The organism is Corynebacterium aquilae DSM 44791 (assembly GCF_001941445.1).
GTDB classification, from domain to species: Bacteria; Actinomycetota; Actinomycetes; order Mycobacteriales; family Mycobacteriaceae; genus Corynebacterium; species Corynebacterium aquilae.
Window position 1 is genome coordinate 987,540 of record NZ_CP009245.1, and the last position, 17,848, is coordinate 1,005,387.

The 17,848-nt window shown below is 62.2% G+C and carries 12 protein-coding genes and 1 tRNA gene; 9 read left to right on the plus strand and 4 right to left on the minus strand.

The genetic code is table 11. The annotated features are described in order from the left end of the window. Positions 1-129 precede the first annotated feature (129 nt). Together mfd and CAQU_RS04190 are read left to right on the plus strand one after the other, a co-directional pair. A complete protein-coding gene (gene mfd / locus CAQU_RS04185; RefSeq protein WP_084563158.1) occupies positions 130-3,996 on the plus strand; it encodes a transcription-repair coupling factor in 3,867 nt (1,288 codons plus the stop codon). A gap of 318 nt (positions 3,997-4,314) precedes the next feature. Continuing rightward, complete coding sequence (locus CAQU_RS04190) at positions 4,315-6,321, plus strand: hypothetical protein (RefSeq protein WP_157108895.1); 2,007 nt, start codon at positions 4,315-4,317, stop codon at positions 6,319-6,321. Positions 6,322-6,461: 140 nt separating this feature from the next. Here the strand turns inward: CAQU_RS04190 and efeB are convergent, their stop codons facing one another. The 3 genes from efeB to efeU form a co-directional block, all read right to left on the minus strand. Beyond that, positions 6,462-7,709 (minus strand): iron uptake transporter deferrochelatase/peroxidase subunit, encoded by a 1,248-nt coding sequence (gene efeB / locus CAQU_RS04195; protein ID WP_075725504.1) that lies wholly within the window; start codon positions 7,707-7,709, stop codon positions 6,462-6,464. A 3-nt stretch (positions 7,710-7,712) separates the two neighbouring features. Beyond that, complete coding sequence (gene efeO, locus CAQU_RS04200) at positions 7,713-8,855, minus strand: iron uptake system protein EfeO (protein WP_075725506.1); 1,143 nt, start codon at positions 8,853-8,855, stop codon at positions 7,713-7,715. 209 nt (positions 8,856-9,064) lie between these two features. Continuing rightward, positions 9,065-9,913, minus strand: a complete 849-nt coding sequence (efeU, locus tag CAQU_RS04205; protein ID WP_075725507.1) for an iron uptake transporter permease EfeU — start codon at positions 9,911-9,913, stop codon at positions 9,065-9,067. 597 nt (positions 9,914-10,510) lie between these two features. On the opposite strand from efeU, the gene CAQU_RS04210 reads away from it, so the two are divergent. Next, positions 10,511-11,272 (plus strand): MazG nucleotide pyrophosphohydrolase domain-containing protein, encoded by a 762-nt coding sequence (locus CAQU_RS04210; RefSeq protein ID WP_075725509.1) that lies wholly within the window; start codon positions 10,511-10,513, stop codon positions 11,270-11,272. Positions 11,273-11,496: 224 nt separating this feature from the next. Here CAQU_RS04210 and CAQU_RS04215 read toward each other — a convergent pair whose 3' ends face one another. Continuing rightward, the gene (locus CAQU_RS04215) at positions 11,497-11,922 is read right to left on the minus strand and encodes a hypothetical protein (RefSeq protein WP_075725511.1); all 426 of its coding nucleotides are present in this window, start codon (positions 11,920-11,922) and stop codon (positions 11,497-11,499) included. 483 nt (positions 11,923-12,405) lie between these two features. Between CAQU_RS04215 and CAQU_RS04220 the strand changes: the two genes are divergently transcribed. From CAQU_RS04220 to CAQU_RS04245, 6 genes are all read left to right on the plus strand, one after another. Continuing rightward, entirely contained in the window at positions 12,406-13,194 is a 789-nt protein-coding gene (locus CAQU_RS04220) for a lytic transglycosylase domain-containing protein (protein ID WP_075725512.1), read from the plus strand. 443 nt (positions 13,195-13,637) lie between these two features. Next, positions 13,638-14,921, plus strand: a complete 1,284-nt coding sequence (eno, locus tag CAQU_RS04225; protein WP_075725514.1) for a phosphopyruvate hydratase — start codon at positions 13,638-13,640, stop codon at positions 14,919-14,921. A gap of 188 nt (positions 14,922-15,109) precedes the next feature. Then, positions 15,110-15,799, plus strand: coding sequence for a septum formation initiator family protein (locus tag CAQU_RS04230; protein ID WP_075725516.1), 690 nt, complete (start codon positions 15,110-15,112; stop codon positions 15,797-15,799). A gap of 175 nt (positions 15,800-15,974) precedes the next feature. Beyond that, positions 15,975-16,532, plus strand: coding sequence for a DUF501 domain-containing protein (locus CAQU_RS04235; protein WP_075728374.1), 558 nt, complete (start codon positions 15,975-15,977; stop codon positions 16,530-16,532). A 6-nt stretch (positions 16,533-16,538) separates the two neighbouring features. Then, positions 16,539-17,507, plus strand: a complete 969-nt coding sequence (locus tag CAQU_RS04240) for a Ppx/GppA phosphatase family protein (RefSeq protein WP_075725518.1) — start codon at positions 16,539-16,541, stop codon at positions 17,505-17,507. A 130-nt stretch (positions 17,508-17,637) separates the two neighbouring features. Further along, positions 17,638-17,711 (plus strand) — tRNA-Leu (locus CAQU_RS04245). Positions 17,712-17,848: the final 137 nt, after the last annotated feature.

Genomic DNA, 17,848 nt, shown 5'->3' on the forward strand with positions numbered 1-17,848 from the left:
ACCACTTACGGCCCACCCCACAGGTGCCAACCACACCCGCGCCTGGCGCCGCCCGCACCCCACGGCCCGCACCCCCACCATGCCGACCCGAAGGACCACCTCGTGAACCAGCCCACCTCCGCCGTTGCCATGCTGTCCGGACTGCGCGCCGTCGCCGCCACCGACCCCAAACTCACCGGCATGCTCACCCACACCGGGCAGCCGCTCCACCTCACCGGGCTGCCCCAAACCCGGCCCTGGGCACTAGCCACACTCGCCACCAAAGTCCCCGTCCTCGCCGTCGCCGCCACCAGCCGCGAAGCCGAAGACCTCGCCGGAGAACTCCGCGCCATGCTCGGGGAGACGGCCGTCGCCTACTACCCGGCCTGCGAAACCCTGCCCCACGAACGACTATCCCCCAGCAAAGACACCATCGGCGCCCGCGCCCAGGTCCTCGCCCACGCCGACCGCACCAAAATCATCGTCACCACCGCCCGCGGACTCGCCCAACCGGTACTCAAAAACGACCCCGGGCGCACCCCCATCACCCTCACCGTCGGCGAAGACAGCGACTTCGATGAGCTCGTCGCCGACCTCGTCCGCTACGGCTACCACAGCGTCGATCTCGTCGCCGCCCGCGGCGAATTCGCCACCCGCGGCGGCATCATCGACATCTTCCCAACCACCGCCACCCACCCCATCCGCGTCGAATTCTGGGGCGACGAAGTCACCGAACTCAAAGAATTCTCCGTTGCCGACCAACGCACCCTCGCCGACAAACAACACCAACACCTCGAGATCTACCCCGCCCGGGCACTGATCATCGACGAACAAGTCGCCGCCACCGCCCAAGCCCACGCCACCACCTACGCCAGCCACCCCACCCTGGCCGAAATCTTCACCAAAATCGCCGACGGAATCGCCGTCGACGGCATGGAAGCACTCATCCCCGAACTCGCGCACAGCGACCTGGTCTCACTGCCCGAACTGCTGCCCCGCAACACCCACCTGGTCGTCCTCGACCCGCAAAAAGTCCGCACCCGCGTCCACGACCTGCAAAAAACCGACGAAGAATTCCTCGCCGCCGGCTGGGAAGCCGCCGCCATGGGCGCCAACGGCCCCATCGCCGCCGAAGGCCTCGACCTCACCGCAGCCTCCTTCCGCTCCTACGACTCCCTGCTGAAAAACGCCAGCACCAACGGGGCAGTATGGACCTTCAGCGTCCCCGGCATGCTCGAAGAAGGCACCGACGAAGACGACACCCTGCCGCTGGACTACCAGGCCGCACCCCAACCCCGCGGCGACATCAACGACATCGCCTCCATGATGGCGATGCTGCAAGCCCACACCCGCGACGGCGGCCGCGCCGCCTTCATCGCCCCCACCAAAGCCGTCGTCAAACGCATGGTCGACCGCTTCCGCGAAAACGGCATCCCCACCAAAGTCGCCACCGCCGGCTGGGAACCCACCCCCGGCGAAGTCACCCTCTACCAGGCATTTAGCCATGCCGGCCTGATCTTCCCCAAACCCGGCAAATACGGCGAGACCATGAGCCTGCCGCTGGTCGTCATCACCGAAACCGATCTGACCGGCAACCGCGTCGGCGACATCGCCGGCGCCAAACGCAAACCCGCACGCCGCCGCAACCGCGTCGACCCGCTCGCCCTGACCCCCGGCGACCTCGTCGTCCACGAAACCCACGGCATTGGCCGCTTCGTGAAAATGACCGAGCGCACCATCGACGCCGGCGACGAAACCTCCCGCCGCGAATACGTCGTCCTCGAATACGCCCCCTCCAAACGCGGGCAGCCCGGCGACCAGCTCTACGTCCCCATGGACGCCCTCGACATGCTCAGCCGCTACACCGGTGGCGACGCACCCACCCTGTCGAAAATGGGCGGCTCAGACTGGAAAAACACCAAAAAACGCGCCCGCGCCGCCGTCCGCGAAATCGCCGCCGAACTCGTCCAGCTCTACGCCAAACGCGCCGCCACCCCAGGCCACCCCTTCGCGCCGGACAGCCCCTGGCAAAAGGAGATGGAAGACAACTTCCCCTACACCGAAACCGAAGACCAGCTCGCCGCCATCGACGCCGTCAAAGAAGACATGGAAGCCCCCCGCCCCATGGACCGCGTCATCGTCGGCGACGTCGGCTACGGCAAAACCGAAGTGGCCGTCCGCGCCGCCTTCAAAGCCGTCCAAGACGGCAAACAAGTCGCCGTGCTCGTGCCCACCACCCTGCTGGCACAACAGCACCTAGCCACCTTCGAAAACCGCACCGCAGGATTTCCCACCACCATCCGGGGACTCTCCCGCTTCACCAGCACTAAAGAAGCCAAAGAAACCCTCGCCGGGTTGGCCGACGGCAGCGTCGACATCGTCATCGGCACCCACCGCTTGCTGCAAACCGGCGTGCAATGGAAAAACCTTGGCCTGATCATCGTCGACGAGGAACAGCGCTTCGGCGTGGAACATAAGGAACACATCAAAGCGCTCAAAGCAGCCGTTGACGTGCTCACCATGTCCGCCACCCCCATTCCCCGCACCCTGGAAATGTCCATGACGGGCATTCGGGAAATGTCCACTATCCTCACCCCGCCCGAAGACCGGCACCCCGTGCTGACCTACGTCGGCGCCCAAGAAGACAAGCAAGTCGCCGCCGCGATTCGTCGCGAACTGCTGCGCGATGGGCAAGTGTTCTACGTGCACAACAAGGTCAAAAGCATCGAAAAACGCGCCCGGGAGCTGCGCGAACTGGTCCCCGAGGCGCGCATCGTGATCGCCCACGGCCAAATGAGCGAAGAACAGCTGGAAAAAACGGTGCAAGGCTTCTGGGATCGCGAATACGACGTGCTGGTGTGCACCACCATCGTCGAAACCGGCCTAGACATCGCCAACGCCAACACCCTCATCGTGGAAAACGCCCACCACATGGGGTTGAGCCAGTTGCACCAGCTGCGTGGGCGCGTGGGGCGATCCCGTGAACGCGGCTACGCCTACTTCCTGTACCCCAAAGACATCACCCTCACCGAAACCTCCTACGACAGGCTGGCCACCATCGCCAGCAACAACGAGCTCGGCGCCGGCATGGCGGTGGCGCGCAAAGACCTCGAAATGCGCGGCGCGGGCAACATCCTCGGCGCCGAACAGTCCGGCCACATCGCCGGTGTTGGCATGGACCTGTACATGCGCCTGATCAAGGACGCCGTGGCGGCGTTCAAAGCCATGGCCAATGGGGAAGTCATCGACGGCACCGACAACACGCCCCGAGAAATCCGCATCGATCTGCCCGTCGACGCGCACATCCCGGCCGAATACATCGCCAGCGAAAGGCTGCGCCTGGAGGTCTACCGCAAACTCGCCGAAGCCAAACAAGAAGCCGATCTCAAAGCCACCGTCGAGGAAGTCACCGACCGCTACGGCAAGCTGCCCGAAGAGGTCGAACGCCTGCTGGCCGTTGCCCGACTGCGGTTGGTGTGCCGCGACGCCAAACTCACCGACATTGGAATGCAGGGCACCCGCATGAAAATCCACCCGGTGGATCTGCCGGATTCCAAGCAGGTGCGGCTGCGCCGCATGTACCCCGGCGCCACCTACCGGGCGGCCGCCCAGGCGATACAGATGCCCATGCCGAAAAAGGGCACCAAGGTCACCGATCCTTTGATGCGCGACGAGGAACTCATCCAGTGGTGTGCGGACTTTGTGGCCACCATGTTCGACGTCGAGGGCATCGATGTGCGCAACGGCCAGGTGCGCTCCCCGGAAGCGCCCCGCATCACGGAAGCCAAACCCGCCACTAAAGCGCGCACGAGCTCCCGGACCGCCAGCGCTACCGGAGGCTTTTCCTCCCGCGCGGGTCGCGGAGGTGTGTCCGGAGCGCCACGGTTGGGCCAATACGACCCCAGCAGGGGAGGGCGCAGTGATGTGCAAGCCAAGGCGGCGGAGCGCAGGGCGCGCCGCAAGCGCCGCGATGACGATGATGGGCCCGTGAGTGGAGTTTTCAGCTTCCGGGGCTAAAAGTCAGTTTTCATTAAGACTGCTCTTAGGTAGCACAATCGGTGCCACCGCTATCCAGGCGATAGTTGTGGCACCCGTTACTGAAAACCGGTGATGTAATGAGAAAGACACTGGTCAAGGGGTAAAAAATACCTCCAGCGTGTACCCCCATGTATCACATAATGGATGTCATATTCGCATAGGCTAGAGAGATAGATTTTCATTGTCTCTCTGCAACTCATGGGACTTCCCACTTTTTCTCCTCCTCACCCGTTCGGTGAGTGGGGGAGCAGAGAGGCGGAAGACAAGGGTTCGTCAAAAGGCTGGTGCGAAAAGGTTATGCAGTATTTACAACCGACGTCCTCATCAGCGTGTGACGGCTGTGCATCAGCAGCTGGTTTGGAAGACCTCGAGCAGCAGGAGCGCACCTTCCCTTTCAGCCTGCGCTATCTGACCGACCGGGCGTTTTTGATCCACGTCGTTATGGCGTGGGTGGCCCTGTTTGCCGTGCTTCCCGCCCTGCTGTTGGTGGTGCCCTATCTACCTTTCCCGCACCACCCCGCCCTGGTGAGCACCTTCATCATCGGCACCGGCTGGTTTTTGTACAGCTTCGACGAGACCACCCACAAAAAGGCCATCACCGCCTCGCTGTTGGGGTGGATTGCGTTGACGCTGTGGCGGGAGATCCAATTCCATTTCATTCCCAGTGTGGCTGTGCTGGCACCGGGGCTTTCCCCGGGGGTTGCGGCCGCGGTTGATGTGACCTCCGCGGTGCTGTTTACCTTCCTGATCACGGCCGTGGTCGCTGTACCTTTGGCGGCGGCAGGATTGCTGATGATTCACTCCAGCGTCGACACCCCGGTGCCCCTGGAGCCGGGCAGCGTGATCTTGCGTTCGGTGACCGTCTCCGAGGTCAAAGCCTTCCTGTTGACCGCCACAGTGTTGGTGGTGTTTAGCTTTTCCGCCCTGGTCTTGATGCTGGCGCTGCTGCCGGACTGGGTGAGTTTTTCGCTGTACTTCGATTTGGCGTTGGTTGGTGTGGCTTTCGCCTTTGCCTTGCGCAGGCTTTCCTGGTGGGTGTTTGGCATTGTGGCCGTGGTGGGCACCACCGTGTCGATGATCTTTTTGTTGTCCGATCTGGATCTGTTGTCGGACACCGCGCTGTCCCTGCTGTTCCTGCTGGAGCTGCCCATCAACGTTGCTGCCGTCACCGGTGTTGCAGGTGTCTTCGCCTACGCCTTTGGCGCTCACCGGGGTCGCGAGGCCTCCCTTGCCAATCCCTATACCAGCGACAATCCCCCGCGAAACGTGTTGAACTCCTCCGGGGCGGGGGAGATGCTCATCAGTGAAGACGATTCGGCCTTTGACACCATTCGCCTGCGGGTGTTTGTTGGCTCCCCGGGGTTTTATGTGGCCCTGGTGCTGTTGATCGTCACGGTGAGTATCTCCTACGGTGGCTTAAGCAATCTGATTGTCACCATGCCGACCAATACCGCCGCCATCGGTGCGATGGTGATGGTGTCGATGGGGGTCTTGGCGCACATCCCGCAGCTGACCCGCATTAAGACGTTGATTGCCGCCACGTTGACCTGTGTGGTCATCGAGGCCGCCTGGATCGCGTGGGGGCAGGCTTTGGCAGACAAGCTGGATAGCTTCGGCGAGCTGAAACTGGCCGACAACATGCTGTTCATGCTCTTTGTGACGATTTTGCCGGTTGCTTTGGGCATCGGGGTGGGCGCGTTGCTCGCCTTGTTGCTGCCGGTGACCAAGGTGGTTTCCGTGGCGGTCTCCCCGAACCGGGCCGAGGATTCTTATCGCCTGTGTCCGAGCTATCAGCCCTTCATGACGCCGTGGATGGTGCGGGCGATCGGCAGTGGCCTGGTGGTGTTTGTGGTGGTGTGCTTCCTGAAGTATCTGCCCTGGACCAGCCAGACCACCGTCGCAGTGCCCAGCGGTTTCAGCTTCGGCATGGCGGTCGTTTTGATGTGGGTTTTGCGCCGCGCTCACCGGCGCACCTATGCCCTGTTTTTGGCGGGGGGAGTGGTGATGCTGGTGTGCCAGATCTTCATCGACTACCACTCGCTGGAGGGCTATCTGACCTACCTGATGCTGTTTTTGACCCCGCTGCCGTGGATCGTGGTGTGGGCCGGGCTGATGGGGCTGCTGGCTTTCGGGTTGCGTTCCCGCTACCCCGAGATGGACTTCAGCGTGGCCGAGCCAGTGGTTACAGATGAGTTTTTCCACATCATTGACGATGAATCAGATTCGGACTCATCTAGCATCGCTAAGGCGGATTCGGGCCAGCCGCCCTCAGATATTGAACGCGCCACACCGGATACGGTTTAGCCCTTAACACGAAAAAAGATCCTCGTTTAGTAAGGCGGTGCGCCCGGTTTTTGCGGTGTACCACGCACAACGCCCGGCCGATGTTCGCCCCTTCTTAAAAGGGCGGGCACCGGCCGGGCGTTGCGTTAAGCGAGGGACTGTTAGGCGGTTTGCTCGAACAGTTTCTTACCCCAATAGTCGTCGGGGCCTTCCACTCCGCCGGGGCAGGCGAAGATGGCAGAGGACTCGTAGCGGACGTATTCGTTCATCTTGTCGCCCTTGGACAGCTTCGACTGGACGGGAATGAAATCCCGTTCGGGGCTGGCGACGAAAGCGATAAAGAACAGTCCGGCGTTGAGGTGGCCGAAGCCATCGGAACCGTCGACGAAGTTGTAACCGCGGCGCAGCATGCGGGCACCATTGTTTTCGGAGTGGTGCGCCAGGCGGGCGTGCGCATCGTTGGGGATGACCGGCCCATCAGTGCCGACATACTCATCAAGCGGTAGCTCGTCGTACTCGTTGCTGCGGCCCAATGGGGCGCCTTCGAGCTTGTCGCGCCCGAAGGTCTCCTCCTGGTCTTTAAGCACCTGCCGATCCCAGTTCTCAATGAGCATGCGGATACGGCGGGTGATCAGGAAGGAACCATTGTTCATCCAGTCGCCGGGCTCGTGGACCCACACGTGCTTGTCCACCAGGTCGGTGTATTCGACGCGCAGGTTGTTGGTGCCGTCTTTAAAACCGAAAAGGTTACGCGGGGTCTTCTGGGCCTCAGTGGTTGAGGAGGTGCGACCAAAACCGAGCTGGGACCAGCGGACCGCAACCTTGCCGGTGCCTTCCTTGGCGAGCACCCGCACCGCGTGCACCGCGACCTGGGGGTCGTCGGCGCAGGCCTGGATGCAGATATCGCCCTTGCTGATCTTCTCGTCGATCGCGTCACCGGAAAAGTGCGGCAGATCGTTGAGCTCAGCGGGTTTTGCGGAGGCGAAACCGAAGCGATCATCGAACAGGCTGGGGCCGAAGCCGATGGTGATGGTGAGGTTCGCGGCGGGAAGATCCATGGCCTCGCCGGTGTCGGTGGCGACCCAGAAGTCGCCCCCGCCGACAGCGCCATCTTCCGTGGCGAGCTCTCCTTCAGTCATGCGGCGGGCCATGGCGGTCCACGTTTTGAACAGATCTTGAAGATCCGCACGTGTTGTCCCATCCAGCACATCGAAGGAGACGAAGTGCATGCGGTCTTGGGCCGCGGTGGTGATGCCCGCCTGGTGGATGCCGTCGAAGTCGACGACGTGGTTGGGGATGTGAGCCTGGGCGCTGGGGCCGGAAGGCATGACAGAGAATCCCGCCACACCAGCCACGCCGAGCCCTGCGCCCGCCAGGAATCCGCGGCGGGAGATCTCTGCGTTATTCATGATTTACTTCGCGACCAGTTCCTGCACCTTGGCAACGTTCAGGGTCAACGCGTCGAGAGCGTTGGACAGCTCCTTGCGCTGATCTTCGGTGACGGTGGAGTAGTTGACGAAACCATCGCCCTCACGGTAGCCGTCGAGCAGTTTCTGCACCTTGGCGAAGTCAGCGTTGATGGACTCCAACAGCTTCGGATCACGGGCATCGATGGCCTTTTCCAGGGAGGCAATAGCGGCCTTGGAGCCGTCCAGGTTGGCCTGGAAGTCGTAGAGGTCGGTGCCGGAGAAGACATCTTCCTCACCGGTGATCTTGGAGGTGGAGATCTCGTCGAGCAGCTCCTGGGCGCCACCGGCGATCTGGGCCGGGGTGATGGTGTAGTCCTTGGAGTCGACACCCTTGACCAGCTCGTCCACGTCGGCAGTCAGCTGCTTGGCGTCAGCCTTGGTCTCGTCGGTGATCTTGCCGGCCTGGAACAGGTCCTTTTCGATCTTGTGGAAACCGGTCCAGGTGTCGCCCTCTTCCAGGTCGCGCTCGCGCAGGTCGAGGCGCGGGTCAAGATCGTCGGGGAAGGACTCGGCGACCGGCTCGATGCGCTCGTAGGGGGTACGCACGATCGGGAACAGAGCCTTAGCGCCTTCCAGGTCGCCGGCGTCGATGGCGTCGGTGAACAGTTTGGTCTGCTCCTGCAGGGCCTTGGTTTGGGTGCGGACGTAGGCGATGTAGCCGTCGACTGCCTCAGCAAGAACCGCGTCGCCGTCGGTGGCGGACTTGGATTCACCGGTGACCTTCAGGGTGGAGGAAATGCCCTCGCCGACCATGCCGGGCTTACAGGTCAGGGTGTAGTCGCCCGGGTCGGTGATCTGGACGGTCAGCTTACGGGTCAGGCCGGGGCCAATGTTTTCGACCTCGCCCACCACGCGGCCACCGGAGGTGTAGACGTAGAACTCGGTGACCTTCTTGCCGTTGTTGGTGACCTCGAAGGTGGAGGTGCCGGTGGTGGTTTCGGTGCCGGAGATTTCACAGCTGTCATCGTTGGCGGTGACGGTGAAGTTCGACGACTGTGCCTCGTCGACCTTGTCGGCGCAGGCAACCAGAGTTGCGGGCAGGGCGAGGGAAAGCGCCGCCAGGGAGATAGCCTTGGAAAGCTTCATGATGGTGTCAAGTCCTTGGGGTAGAAAACTAGTGGTCTTTTGGGTGAGTGTGTGCCCCACTTTTCCCGGCCGGTTACAGCCTGGGTGGGGCGCGCATAAAGAAATATGGATTTATTGTCGGCGCTTGCTGCCCGTACGCAGCTGCGGTGTGGGGTGGGCGCCGAGTTTGTGGGGCGCGCGGCGGCCGGGGCCGGGGCGCGCGCTGGGGGTTAGACGGTGGCGGGCGCCGGGGTGGGGTGGGTGGTGGTGTGCGGCTGTGTGGTTTTTTGGGGCCGCAGGAATAGCCACAGGGCGAGCACCAGGTAGACGGCCCAGCCGATCATGGAGGCGATGGTGGGGGCGGGGACCAGGTTGAAGATGCCTTCGATGAGGGTGGCGGCGGTGCTGCCGGGCACGAGGATGTGGGAGATGTCGAAGGCGAGGTTGTTGAGCCCCGGCAGCACGCCGGCTTCTTGCAGGTCGGTGATGCCGTAGCGGAGGATGCCGGCGGCGACGACTACGAGGAGTACACCGGTGACGGTGAAGAAGACTTTGAGGTTGATTTTGAGTGCGCCGCGGTACATCAGTGCTGCGAGGACGACGGAGAACACCATGCCGAGTGCGAGCCCGAGGAAGGGTTTTGCGAATGCCCCGTTGGTGAAGGAGTCGAAGACGAGCAGTGCGGTTTCGATGCCTTCGCGCACCACGGCAGTGAAAGCGACGACGATGACGGCGAAGGGGCCGACGTTGATAGCGGATTGCATCTTGCCGGACAGTTCCTTGCTCATGTTTTTCGATGCCCCGCGCATCCACAGCAGCATCCAGGTGACCAGGGCGACTGCGACGAGGGAGGCGATGCCGCCGACGAGTTCTTGGCCGGTTGAGGTCAGGGTTTTGGTGCCCAGTTGGATGGCGAGGAAGGTGGCGATGGTGGTGCCCAACGCGGCGGCGACGCCGATCCAGACCCATTTCAGTTGGTCGGTGCGGTGGCCTTTAACCAGGAAGGCGACGAGGATCATGACGACCATCGATGCTTCGAGGCCTTCGCGAAGGCCGATGAGGAAGTTGGCGAACAGCATGTTGGGTATTCGTCCTTGGCAAGGTGTGACGCGAGGTAACCGGTGGCCGTTGTGGGTCTTGTGGTGACCTGTGGCGGCTGGTGGTGTGCCCTGCGGGGTGCGGGGCGGTCTCGGGTCCGGGCGGCTATCGAAACGTGCGGGTGGGTGTGTGCCTGGGATGCGCTGGCTTGAACGATTCGTGGGTCGAAAAAGTGAGCGCAGGGTGTGCACACCGTGCGTTAGCAGTGCGGTGCTTTTTTAGGTTAGGCGCACCCACCGGTTCTAAGGCTAGACCCCTGTGTGGGTTTTGTGGTAGCCATGCCTTTGTTTATTCAGGGTGAGAAATGCCACGTCTGGCACTCTTTCGGGTGATGCGGCGGGGGTGGTGGCGTGGCAGCGCAGGCGCAAAAGGGGAGTGGTTCGAAGCGTGGAAGTGGCTATCAATACAAAGGCGGATGCGCCGGTGAGTGATTGCCGGGGGTGTGTTGGCGTTGTGGTGCGGGGGTAGCGTTGCTGCTTTCCACCAGAGAAAACGCATGGGTGTTGGGTGCTTGGGGGTGGGTGTTTGGTGGTGGGGTTTCGTCTCGTGGGGCGCTGCGGGTCGCTATGCTCTAGGCCATGTCTGTTGTTCTTCTCGATCCGCGCTGCCCCGACACCATTCCCGTGGACGCCATCGCCGTCCTTAGGGGTGAGATTCGTTACACCGATGAGGTGGGGGTGCATGTGCGCTGGGTTGTTGGCGATATTGCTGCCCGCGCGGCGGCGCTGCCGCCGGCGGTGGGGGTCGCTGCCGATGAGCCGGTGTTGGTGTCCTCCAACGAGGATGATCCGTTGGTGCGCGAGGCGCTGGCGCGCGGGGAGAAGCTGTATGCGGCGGCGTCGCGGGGGCAGGAGGTCATCCCGGAGCGGCTTCGTGCGATCGATGAGGCGATGGCGGTGATGCGTCGCGCCCTGGAGATTGGCCAGTGGGAGCGCAGCCAGACTCACCAGAGTTTGATTCCGTATTTGCGGGAGGAAACCGAGGAGCTTATCGAGGCGATTGAGAACCAGGCCGGCGGGGCGGGGATGTCACGCGAAGCGGAGCTGCGCGACGAGCTGTCGGATGTGTTGCTGCAGGTGCTGTTCCACGCCCAGATCGCGCAGGAGCGGGGCGCGTTTGATTTCGGTTCGGTGGCCGACGCTTTTGTGGCAAAGATGCGGGCGCGTGCGCCGTACTTGTTTGATGGCACCACGGAGATTGTTTCCATCGAGGAGCAGCAGCGCTTGTGGGAGGAGTCGAAAAAGCCGGCGTTTGATCCTTTGACGGCGGATTCTTCGCTCCTGCCGCCGCTGGTGGGGCTGGGGGAGTTGCAGCTTCCGAAGGAACCGACCCTGGATTAGTAAATTGCGCCCCTATGTGAGGGCGCCTGTGTATTCGCTGGCGTGTGGGACTGTTTCGGTTCCATGCGCGCTGGGACTTCGGGCTGAAAGCTGCGCCATGTGTGCGATGGTGCGCGAGGGGTGGGTCTGTGGCGGGCTGTGGGTGGTGAAAAAGGGGCCGGGCACGGCACAACCCGCCGTCGGTGCGGTGCCGGCGGCGGGTTGTGGGGGAAGGCTGGTGGTGGCTACTGCTGCTTGAGCAGGGGGCCGAGGATAGCGGCCATGTCGCCCAGCTTGCTCATCTCGCTGGAGCCCATCTGGGAGGACAGCTGGCTGAGCTGATCTTTTTTGACCAGGCCACACTCGTCGGCGCGGGCTGCCAGGTCGGTGGAGACCTTTGCGCCCACCACACCACTTTGGTCGAGCTGGCCGGCGACAGCGGCGATCTTGGTGGCGGTCTTGGTGCGCAGGGATTCGCGGGTGTCGTTCGGGTCGAGCAGACCGAAGCCTTCCAGCAGGGCCTTGGTGTCATCGCAGGTCAGTGCGTTGGCGGTGTTGGTGCCGATGACCAGGCCGAGGATGGTAGCTTCGTTGGCGGCGTGTGCCGGGGTGGCCAGGGAAGCGGTGGCGATGGCTGCTGCGGCAGCGGAGGCAAGAACGCGCTTGATCATGTGGTTGAAACTTTCGTTGTCGAGGGGGAAGAAAAACGAAGAAAAACAGCTGGTGCTGCTCCGGTGGGGATGCCGTAGCACCCACTCCACACCTGTTACTGGTGGGGTCTTTGTGAAAATTGAACACTATTGTGACTAATGGGGCAAGGGTTCGGGTGGGAAACGGGGGTAAAGCTCACCCCACCCCGCCTCACCCCGCCTCACCTCGTTCCACTTCATGCCGCCCCGCCACAACCACAACCGCAGCCACAACCGCAGGCTCAGCCGCAACCGCACCGACTTTTTTGGCGCGCCTCCCGCGCCGCGTGAGATTTCCTGGTTCCCGCAAACTGCCCCCGCTTGCCGCATCACACTTCCCGCACCACCGATGCTGGGTGTGCGCTGGGTGCGCCGACCTGCATGAGTGTCGGCAGTCTAAAAAGATGCTGATGATCCCCGCCTATGTGCCCACCCAAAAAGAACAAGGCGGTAGGATGACGTCTCATGGCTGCAGGCAGAAAAACTCTGCGCGGCTGCTTTTTTGCAGCGGTGCTCGCACTGATCATGATTGTGGTGATGATCGGTGCTCTCATTGCCGTACTTGCAGGTCGGGTAGATTTCCCCTCAAACGAACCGGTCCCCGAAGATGTCCCGCCAGCGCACGGCGCCCAGCCCCCAGCCATAGATATCGACGCCCCCGGGCGTACCTCCGTCGCGCTGTATGAGTGGGCTGCCCCAATCGCCGCCGACACTGGAATTTCCGTACCGGCGCTCGCGGCCTATGCCAACGCCCAGCTGATCGCGGAGAAATCCTGGCCCGACTGTCATCTGAATTGGACCACCCTGGCGGGCATTGGTTACGTGGAAACCCGCCACGGCACCTATACCTCAAAGCTGCTCGGGTCCAAGCCTTCCATCGACGACAACGGATTCGTCACCCCCATCATCGTGGGCGTGCCACTGGATGGCTCCCCCGGATTCGCCGAAATCCGCGATACCGATCAGGGGAAATGGGACGGGGACTCCGAATATGATCGCGCCGTTGGTCCCATGCAGTTCATTCCCGAAACTTTCCGCACTATCGGCATTGACGCCAACGGTGACGGGGTTGCCGACCCTAACCAGATCGACGATGCGGCGGCATCCGCCGCCCGCTACCTCTGCCTCGACGGCCGTGATCTTGACACCCCGCAGGGGTGGACAAAGGCCATCTACGCCTACAACCACTCCGGCGACTATCTCGTCAAAGTCCGCAACGCGGCCGCCCACTACGCGCTGCGGGAACATCCCTAAAGATTTCCGGCTGCGCTGGCGCTTTCTAGCGCGCAGGGGTGCAGCCTGATGGTTGGTGATGATTGGTGATGATTGCGGGGGCTTGGGCGTGGGTTTTGGGGTGGGGGGCAGCGGTGGGGCGCGTTCGGGTGTGGGGAAGTGGGGCGACTAAAGCGACATTTAAAAAGTCCGATTGCTTCCGATTTGTTGTGTTTGCTCGGACATGTGGGAGTGCTATCTCTCACATTTCTGGCGCTGTGACGCAGGTGGAGTGCCCCCGAAAAAATAACTGGCGTCACGAATCCACAAAAAGTGGAACAATTGACACTATCGGTGCCCACAGCCATCGACGTGCGGTTGCCGCCAGCAACCACACCACGCAGCCTCAGCACAGTGCACACGCACATGAGTCACGGTTATGGGTGCCCCGACGAACATCAATACCTACTGGCTAGGAGGCCCAAGTGGCTGAAATTATGCACATCTTCGCCCGCGAAATCATGGATTCCCGCGGCAACCCCACCGTCGAGGTCGAAGCATTCCTCGATGACGGAAGCCACGGCGTCGCCGGCGTTCCTTCCGGCGCATCCACCGGTGTCCACGAAGCACACGAGCTGCGCGACGGTGGCGACCGCTACCAGGGCAAGGGCGTGCTGAAGGCTGTCGAAAACGTCAACGAGACCATCAGCGACGAACTCGTCGGCCTCGAAGCTGACGACCAGCGCATCGTCGACCAGGCCATGATCGACCTGGACGGCACCCCCAACAAGAAGAACCTCGGCGCCAACGCCATCCTCGGCGTCTCCATGGCAGTGGCCAAGGCAGCCGCCGATTCCGCCGGCCTGGAACTGTTCCGCTACATCGGTGGCCCTAACGCCCACCTGCTGCCCGTGCCGATGATGAACATCGTCAACGGTGGCGCCCACGCCGACTCCGGCGTCGACGTCCAGGAATTCATGATCGCCCCCATCGGTGCAGAATCCTTCTCCGAGGCACTGCGCATGGGCGCAGAGGTCTACCACAACCTCAAGGCCGTCATTAAGGCCAAGGGCCTGTCCACCGGCCTGGGCGACGAGGGCGGCTTCGCTCCCTCCGTCGAGTCCACCAAGGCAGCCCTCGACCTCATCGTCGAGGCCATCACCAAGGCCGGCTACACCCCCGGCACCGACGTTGCCCTCGCACTCGACGTTGCCTCCTCCGAGTTCTTCGACAAGGACAAGGGCGTCTACAACTTCGAAGGTGGCCAGCACACCGCCGCCGAAATGACCGAGGTCTACAAGAAGCTGATCGAGGAATACCCGATCGTCTCCATCGAAGACCCGCTGCAGGAAGACGACTGGGAGGGCTACACCCACCTCACCGCCGAAATCGGCGACAAGGTCCAGATCGTCGGCGACGACTTCTTCGTCACCAACCCCGCCCGCCTGGCCGAAGGCATTGAGAAGAAGGCCGCCAACGCCCTGCTGGTCAAGGTCAACCAGATCGGTACCCTCACCGAGACCTTCGACGCCGTCGAGATGGCACACCGCAACGGCTACCGCTGCATGATGTCCCACCGCTCCGGTGAGACCGAGGACACCACCATCGCCGACCTGGCCGTCGCCCTGAACTGTGGCCAGATCAAGACCGGTGCCCCCGCCCGCTCCGAGCGCGTCGCCAAGTACAACCAGCTGCTCCGCATCGAGCAGATGCTCGGCTCCAGCGCCGTCTACGCCGGCCGCTCCGCCTTCCCGCGCTTCCAGGGCTAAGCCCCTAAAAGCGCCCGGCAGGCCCCTAGCCTGCCCCAACGGCCCTCGCCCCACCAACCACGCCCAGTGGTTGCACCGGCGAGGGCCGTTGCCCGTTTGGGCCCTGACACACCCGCACCCAACCCACAGCCGCGCTAAAGGTGTCTATCCAGGCTTTCCTGACCAAAGCTCGCTAGACTGTGGGCACTATGGCAAAAGGTGACAACAAGCGCAGCCGCGGACAAGTGCCGGTCTCCCGGCGCGAACTTAACCAGCGGCACAAGCAGGCAGTCGCCGCGCTGAAAGCAAAACGCGAACCGATCAGGCCGATTAGTCATGTCGAAATCGCGATCCTGGCCACCGTGTTTTTGGCGGTGCTGGTGATTGTGGCCGTGCCGGTGCGTAACTACGCCCAACAGCGCGGTGAGATCGCGCGTGTCACCGCCAGTATTGCGGCGAAGCAAAAACAAAAAGACGATCTGTCTGCCCAGCTCGGTGAGCTGCAGTCCGATGATTACATTCGTGAGCAGGCTCGTGCCCGCTTCGGGGTGATTGAGCCCGGGGAGACGGCGTTTCGCATTTTGGATCCTGCGTTGGGTGAAAATCCCCAAGCGACGAAGCGGGAGGACCCTGCGGCTCTTGCTGGGCCTTGGTATAGCCAGTTGTGGGCGTCGATTTCTCAGGAAGAGGCCCCGAGCGCTGTTGGTATTGGGCATCCGCCTGCACCCAGTGATGCGGAGACCACGAGTCGGTTGCCGATCGAAGGCCAGCCGCTTCCTACTCCGGCCCCGGAAGAACCTGCCGATCAGGTGCCCGCGCCGGAGGGCAACCCGGAGGTTCCTCCGGTGGATAACGCCCCAGCGCCGGCGCCTGCGCCGGATGCTCCGGCGGCGCAATAGGCAAAAGTTTGTTTGTGGCACCCGTTTAACCGTGTTGTGGTTGGGCGGGTGCTTTGTGGTGTGCCCACTTGTTGGGACGTGACCTAGGTTGCATTGGGTGTTGGGGGCATGACTGTCTCACCTTTGCCGAGGTCGACCATGCCTTGGGGCCGGGTTCATGACAGAATATGCAGTCATGAGCGTTAGCGAAAAAGACATCCTGGATGTAGCACAGCAGTTGGGCCGCACCCCGCGCGGGGTTTTGGAGATCTCCTACCGGTGCCCTGACGGGGCTCCGGGCGTGGTGAAAACTGCCCCGCGCCTGGATGATGGCACGCCTTTTCCGACCTTGTACTACTTGACGGATCCGCGTTTGACTGCCGAGGCTTCCCGCCTGGAGGTCGCGCACGTCATGAAGTGGATGAGCAGCCGGCTTGAAAGCGACGAGGAGCTGCGTGAGGATTACCGCAAGGCTCACGAGTACTACTTGGCTGAGCGCAACAAGATCGAAGATCTTGGTACTGATTTTTCTGGCGGCGGTATGCCCGACCGGGTGAAGTGCCTGCACGTCCTCATTGCTTATGCTCTGGCTGAGGGGCCGGAGCACTTCCGCCTGGGTACCGAGAGTGTGGCTATGGCCGCCGAGCACGCACAGCTGCGCGGTACTGCTATTCCTGCGGATTGGCCGACCTGTGCGGAGCTCGGCATCAACTTGGATGATTTTGATTTCTCTAATGCCGGAGTGAAGCCCTAAAAGCCTATGACCCGTTTAGCTGCCGTTGATTGCGGAACTAATTCCATCCGCCTGCTGATTAGCGAAGTTGCTGTCACCGCTGAAGGCCACGTCGTCGCTAAAGACATCGTGCGCGAGATGACTATTGTTCGTCTCGGGCAGGACGTGGACGCGACCGGAAAGTTCGCCCCTGAGGCCCTCGAGCGCACTGAGAAAGCTCTCGCCCGCTATGTCGAGATCATGAAGGACAACTTCGTCAGCGATGTCCGCATGGTGGCGACCTCCGCCACCCGTGATGCCTCCAATAAGGAGGAGTTTTTCACGATGACTGCCCGCTTGCTGGGGCAGATTGTGCCGGGGCGTCGCGCTGAGGTGATTAGTGGTGAGGAAGAGGCCCACCTGTCCTTCGTGGGGGCCGTCGCCGATATTCCTGCCTCCGAAGGGCCTTTCCTCGTGATTGATCTTGGCGGCGGATCCACCGAATTTATCGTGGGTGAATCCGACGGCAACATCTTGGGCGCGCACTCTGCCCATATGGGCTGCGTGCGACTGTCCGAGCGGATTTTGCGCAGCGACCCGCCCACCGCAAGTGAAATTGAAATTGCCCGCGATACGGTGGCAAAGCGCATGGACGATGTGAAAACCATCGTCCCGTTGGATAAAGCACGCACGGTGGTGGGGTGTGCTGGCACCTTCACTACTTTGTCGGCCCTGGCTCAGGGGCTGGAATCTTACGATCCGCGGGCGATCCACGGCAGTGAGCTGCGCATGGATTCCCTGCGTCATCTCGCGGAGCAGGTCCTGGGGCAGACCGTTGCCCAGCGGGCTCATAACCCGGTGATTCATCCCGGCCGTGCTGACGTGCTTGGCGGCGGGTGCGTTGTCGTGCAGGGCATCATCGATACTCTGAAGCCGATGGGGCATAGCACCCTGCGGATTAGCGAAAAAGACATCCTGGACGGCATCATCGCTTCCCTGGCGGTCGCTGGCGGATAGTCTTCCTCCTGGGCTTTTTGCCCGGTTTCACGATTCAGCTTCTGGGCCTCTCCCTGGGCGATATCACCCGCTGTGGGCAGGGTGCTAAAGTAGTCCCGTGGCGCGCACGACTAGTGGTGCGAAAAGTCACGCCCCTATAGCCCAATTGGCAGAGGCAGCGGACTTAAAATCCGCCAAGTGTCGGTTCGAGTCCGACTGGGGGCACCCCATAGCCTCCGACCTTAAACACAGGTCGGGGGCTATTTCTCTGCCAAGCCCACCGTCGGTGTATCTCAATTCCTTAAAGGTTTTTAAAAGCTAAAACCAAACCCCAGTAGCCCTAGAAAACCTTTCATTCTTAG

What these genes read in the sequence shown, in the direction of transcription:
- CAQU_RS04240 (WP_075725518.1), top strand. Translation starts at nt 16,539, where the DNA reads ATGACCCGTTTAGCTGCCGTTGATTGCGGAACTAATTCCATCCGCCTG.
- CAQU_RS04230 (WP_075725516.1), top strand. Translation starts at nt 15,110, where the DNA reads ATGGCAAAAGGTGACAACAAGCGCAGCCGCGGACAAGTGCCGGTCTCC.
- mfd (WP_084563158.1), top strand. Translation starts at nt 130, where the DNA reads ATGCTGTCCGGACTGCGCGCCGTCGCCGCCACCGACCCCAAACTCACC.
- CAQU_RS04210 (WP_075725509.1), top strand. Translation starts at nt 10,511, where the DNA reads ATGTCTGTTGTTCTTCTCGATCCGCGCTGCCCCGACACCATTCCCGTG.
- CAQU_RS04190 (WP_157108895.1), top strand. Translation starts at nt 4,315, where the DNA reads ATGCAGTATTTACAACCGACGTCCTCATCAGCGTGTGACGGCTGTGCA.
- CAQU_RS04235 (WP_075728374.1), top strand. Translation starts at nt 15,975, where the DNA reads ATGAGCGTTAGCGAAAAAGACATCCTGGATGTAGCACAGCAGTTGGGC.
- CAQU_RS04220 (WP_075725512.1), top strand. Translation starts at nt 12,406, where the DNA reads ATGGCTGCAGGCAGAAAAACTCTGCGCGGCTGCTTTTTTGCAGCGGTG.
- efeU (WP_075725507.1), bottom strand. Translation starts at nt 9,913, where the DNA reads ATGCTGTTCGCCAACTTCCTCATCGGCCTTCGCGAAGGCCTCGAAGCA.
- efeO (WP_075725506.1), bottom strand. Translation starts at nt 8,855, where the DNA reads ATGAAGCTTTCCAAGGCTATCTCCCTGGCGGCGCTTTCCCTCGCCCTG.
- CAQU_RS04215 (WP_075725511.1), bottom strand. Translation starts at nt 11,922, where the DNA reads ATGATCAAGCGCGTTCTTGCCTCCGCTGCCGCAGCAGCCATCGCCACC.
- efeB (WP_075725504.1), bottom strand. Translation starts at nt 7,709, where the DNA reads ATGAATAACGCAGAGATCTCCCGCCGCGGATTCCTGGCGGGCGCAGGG.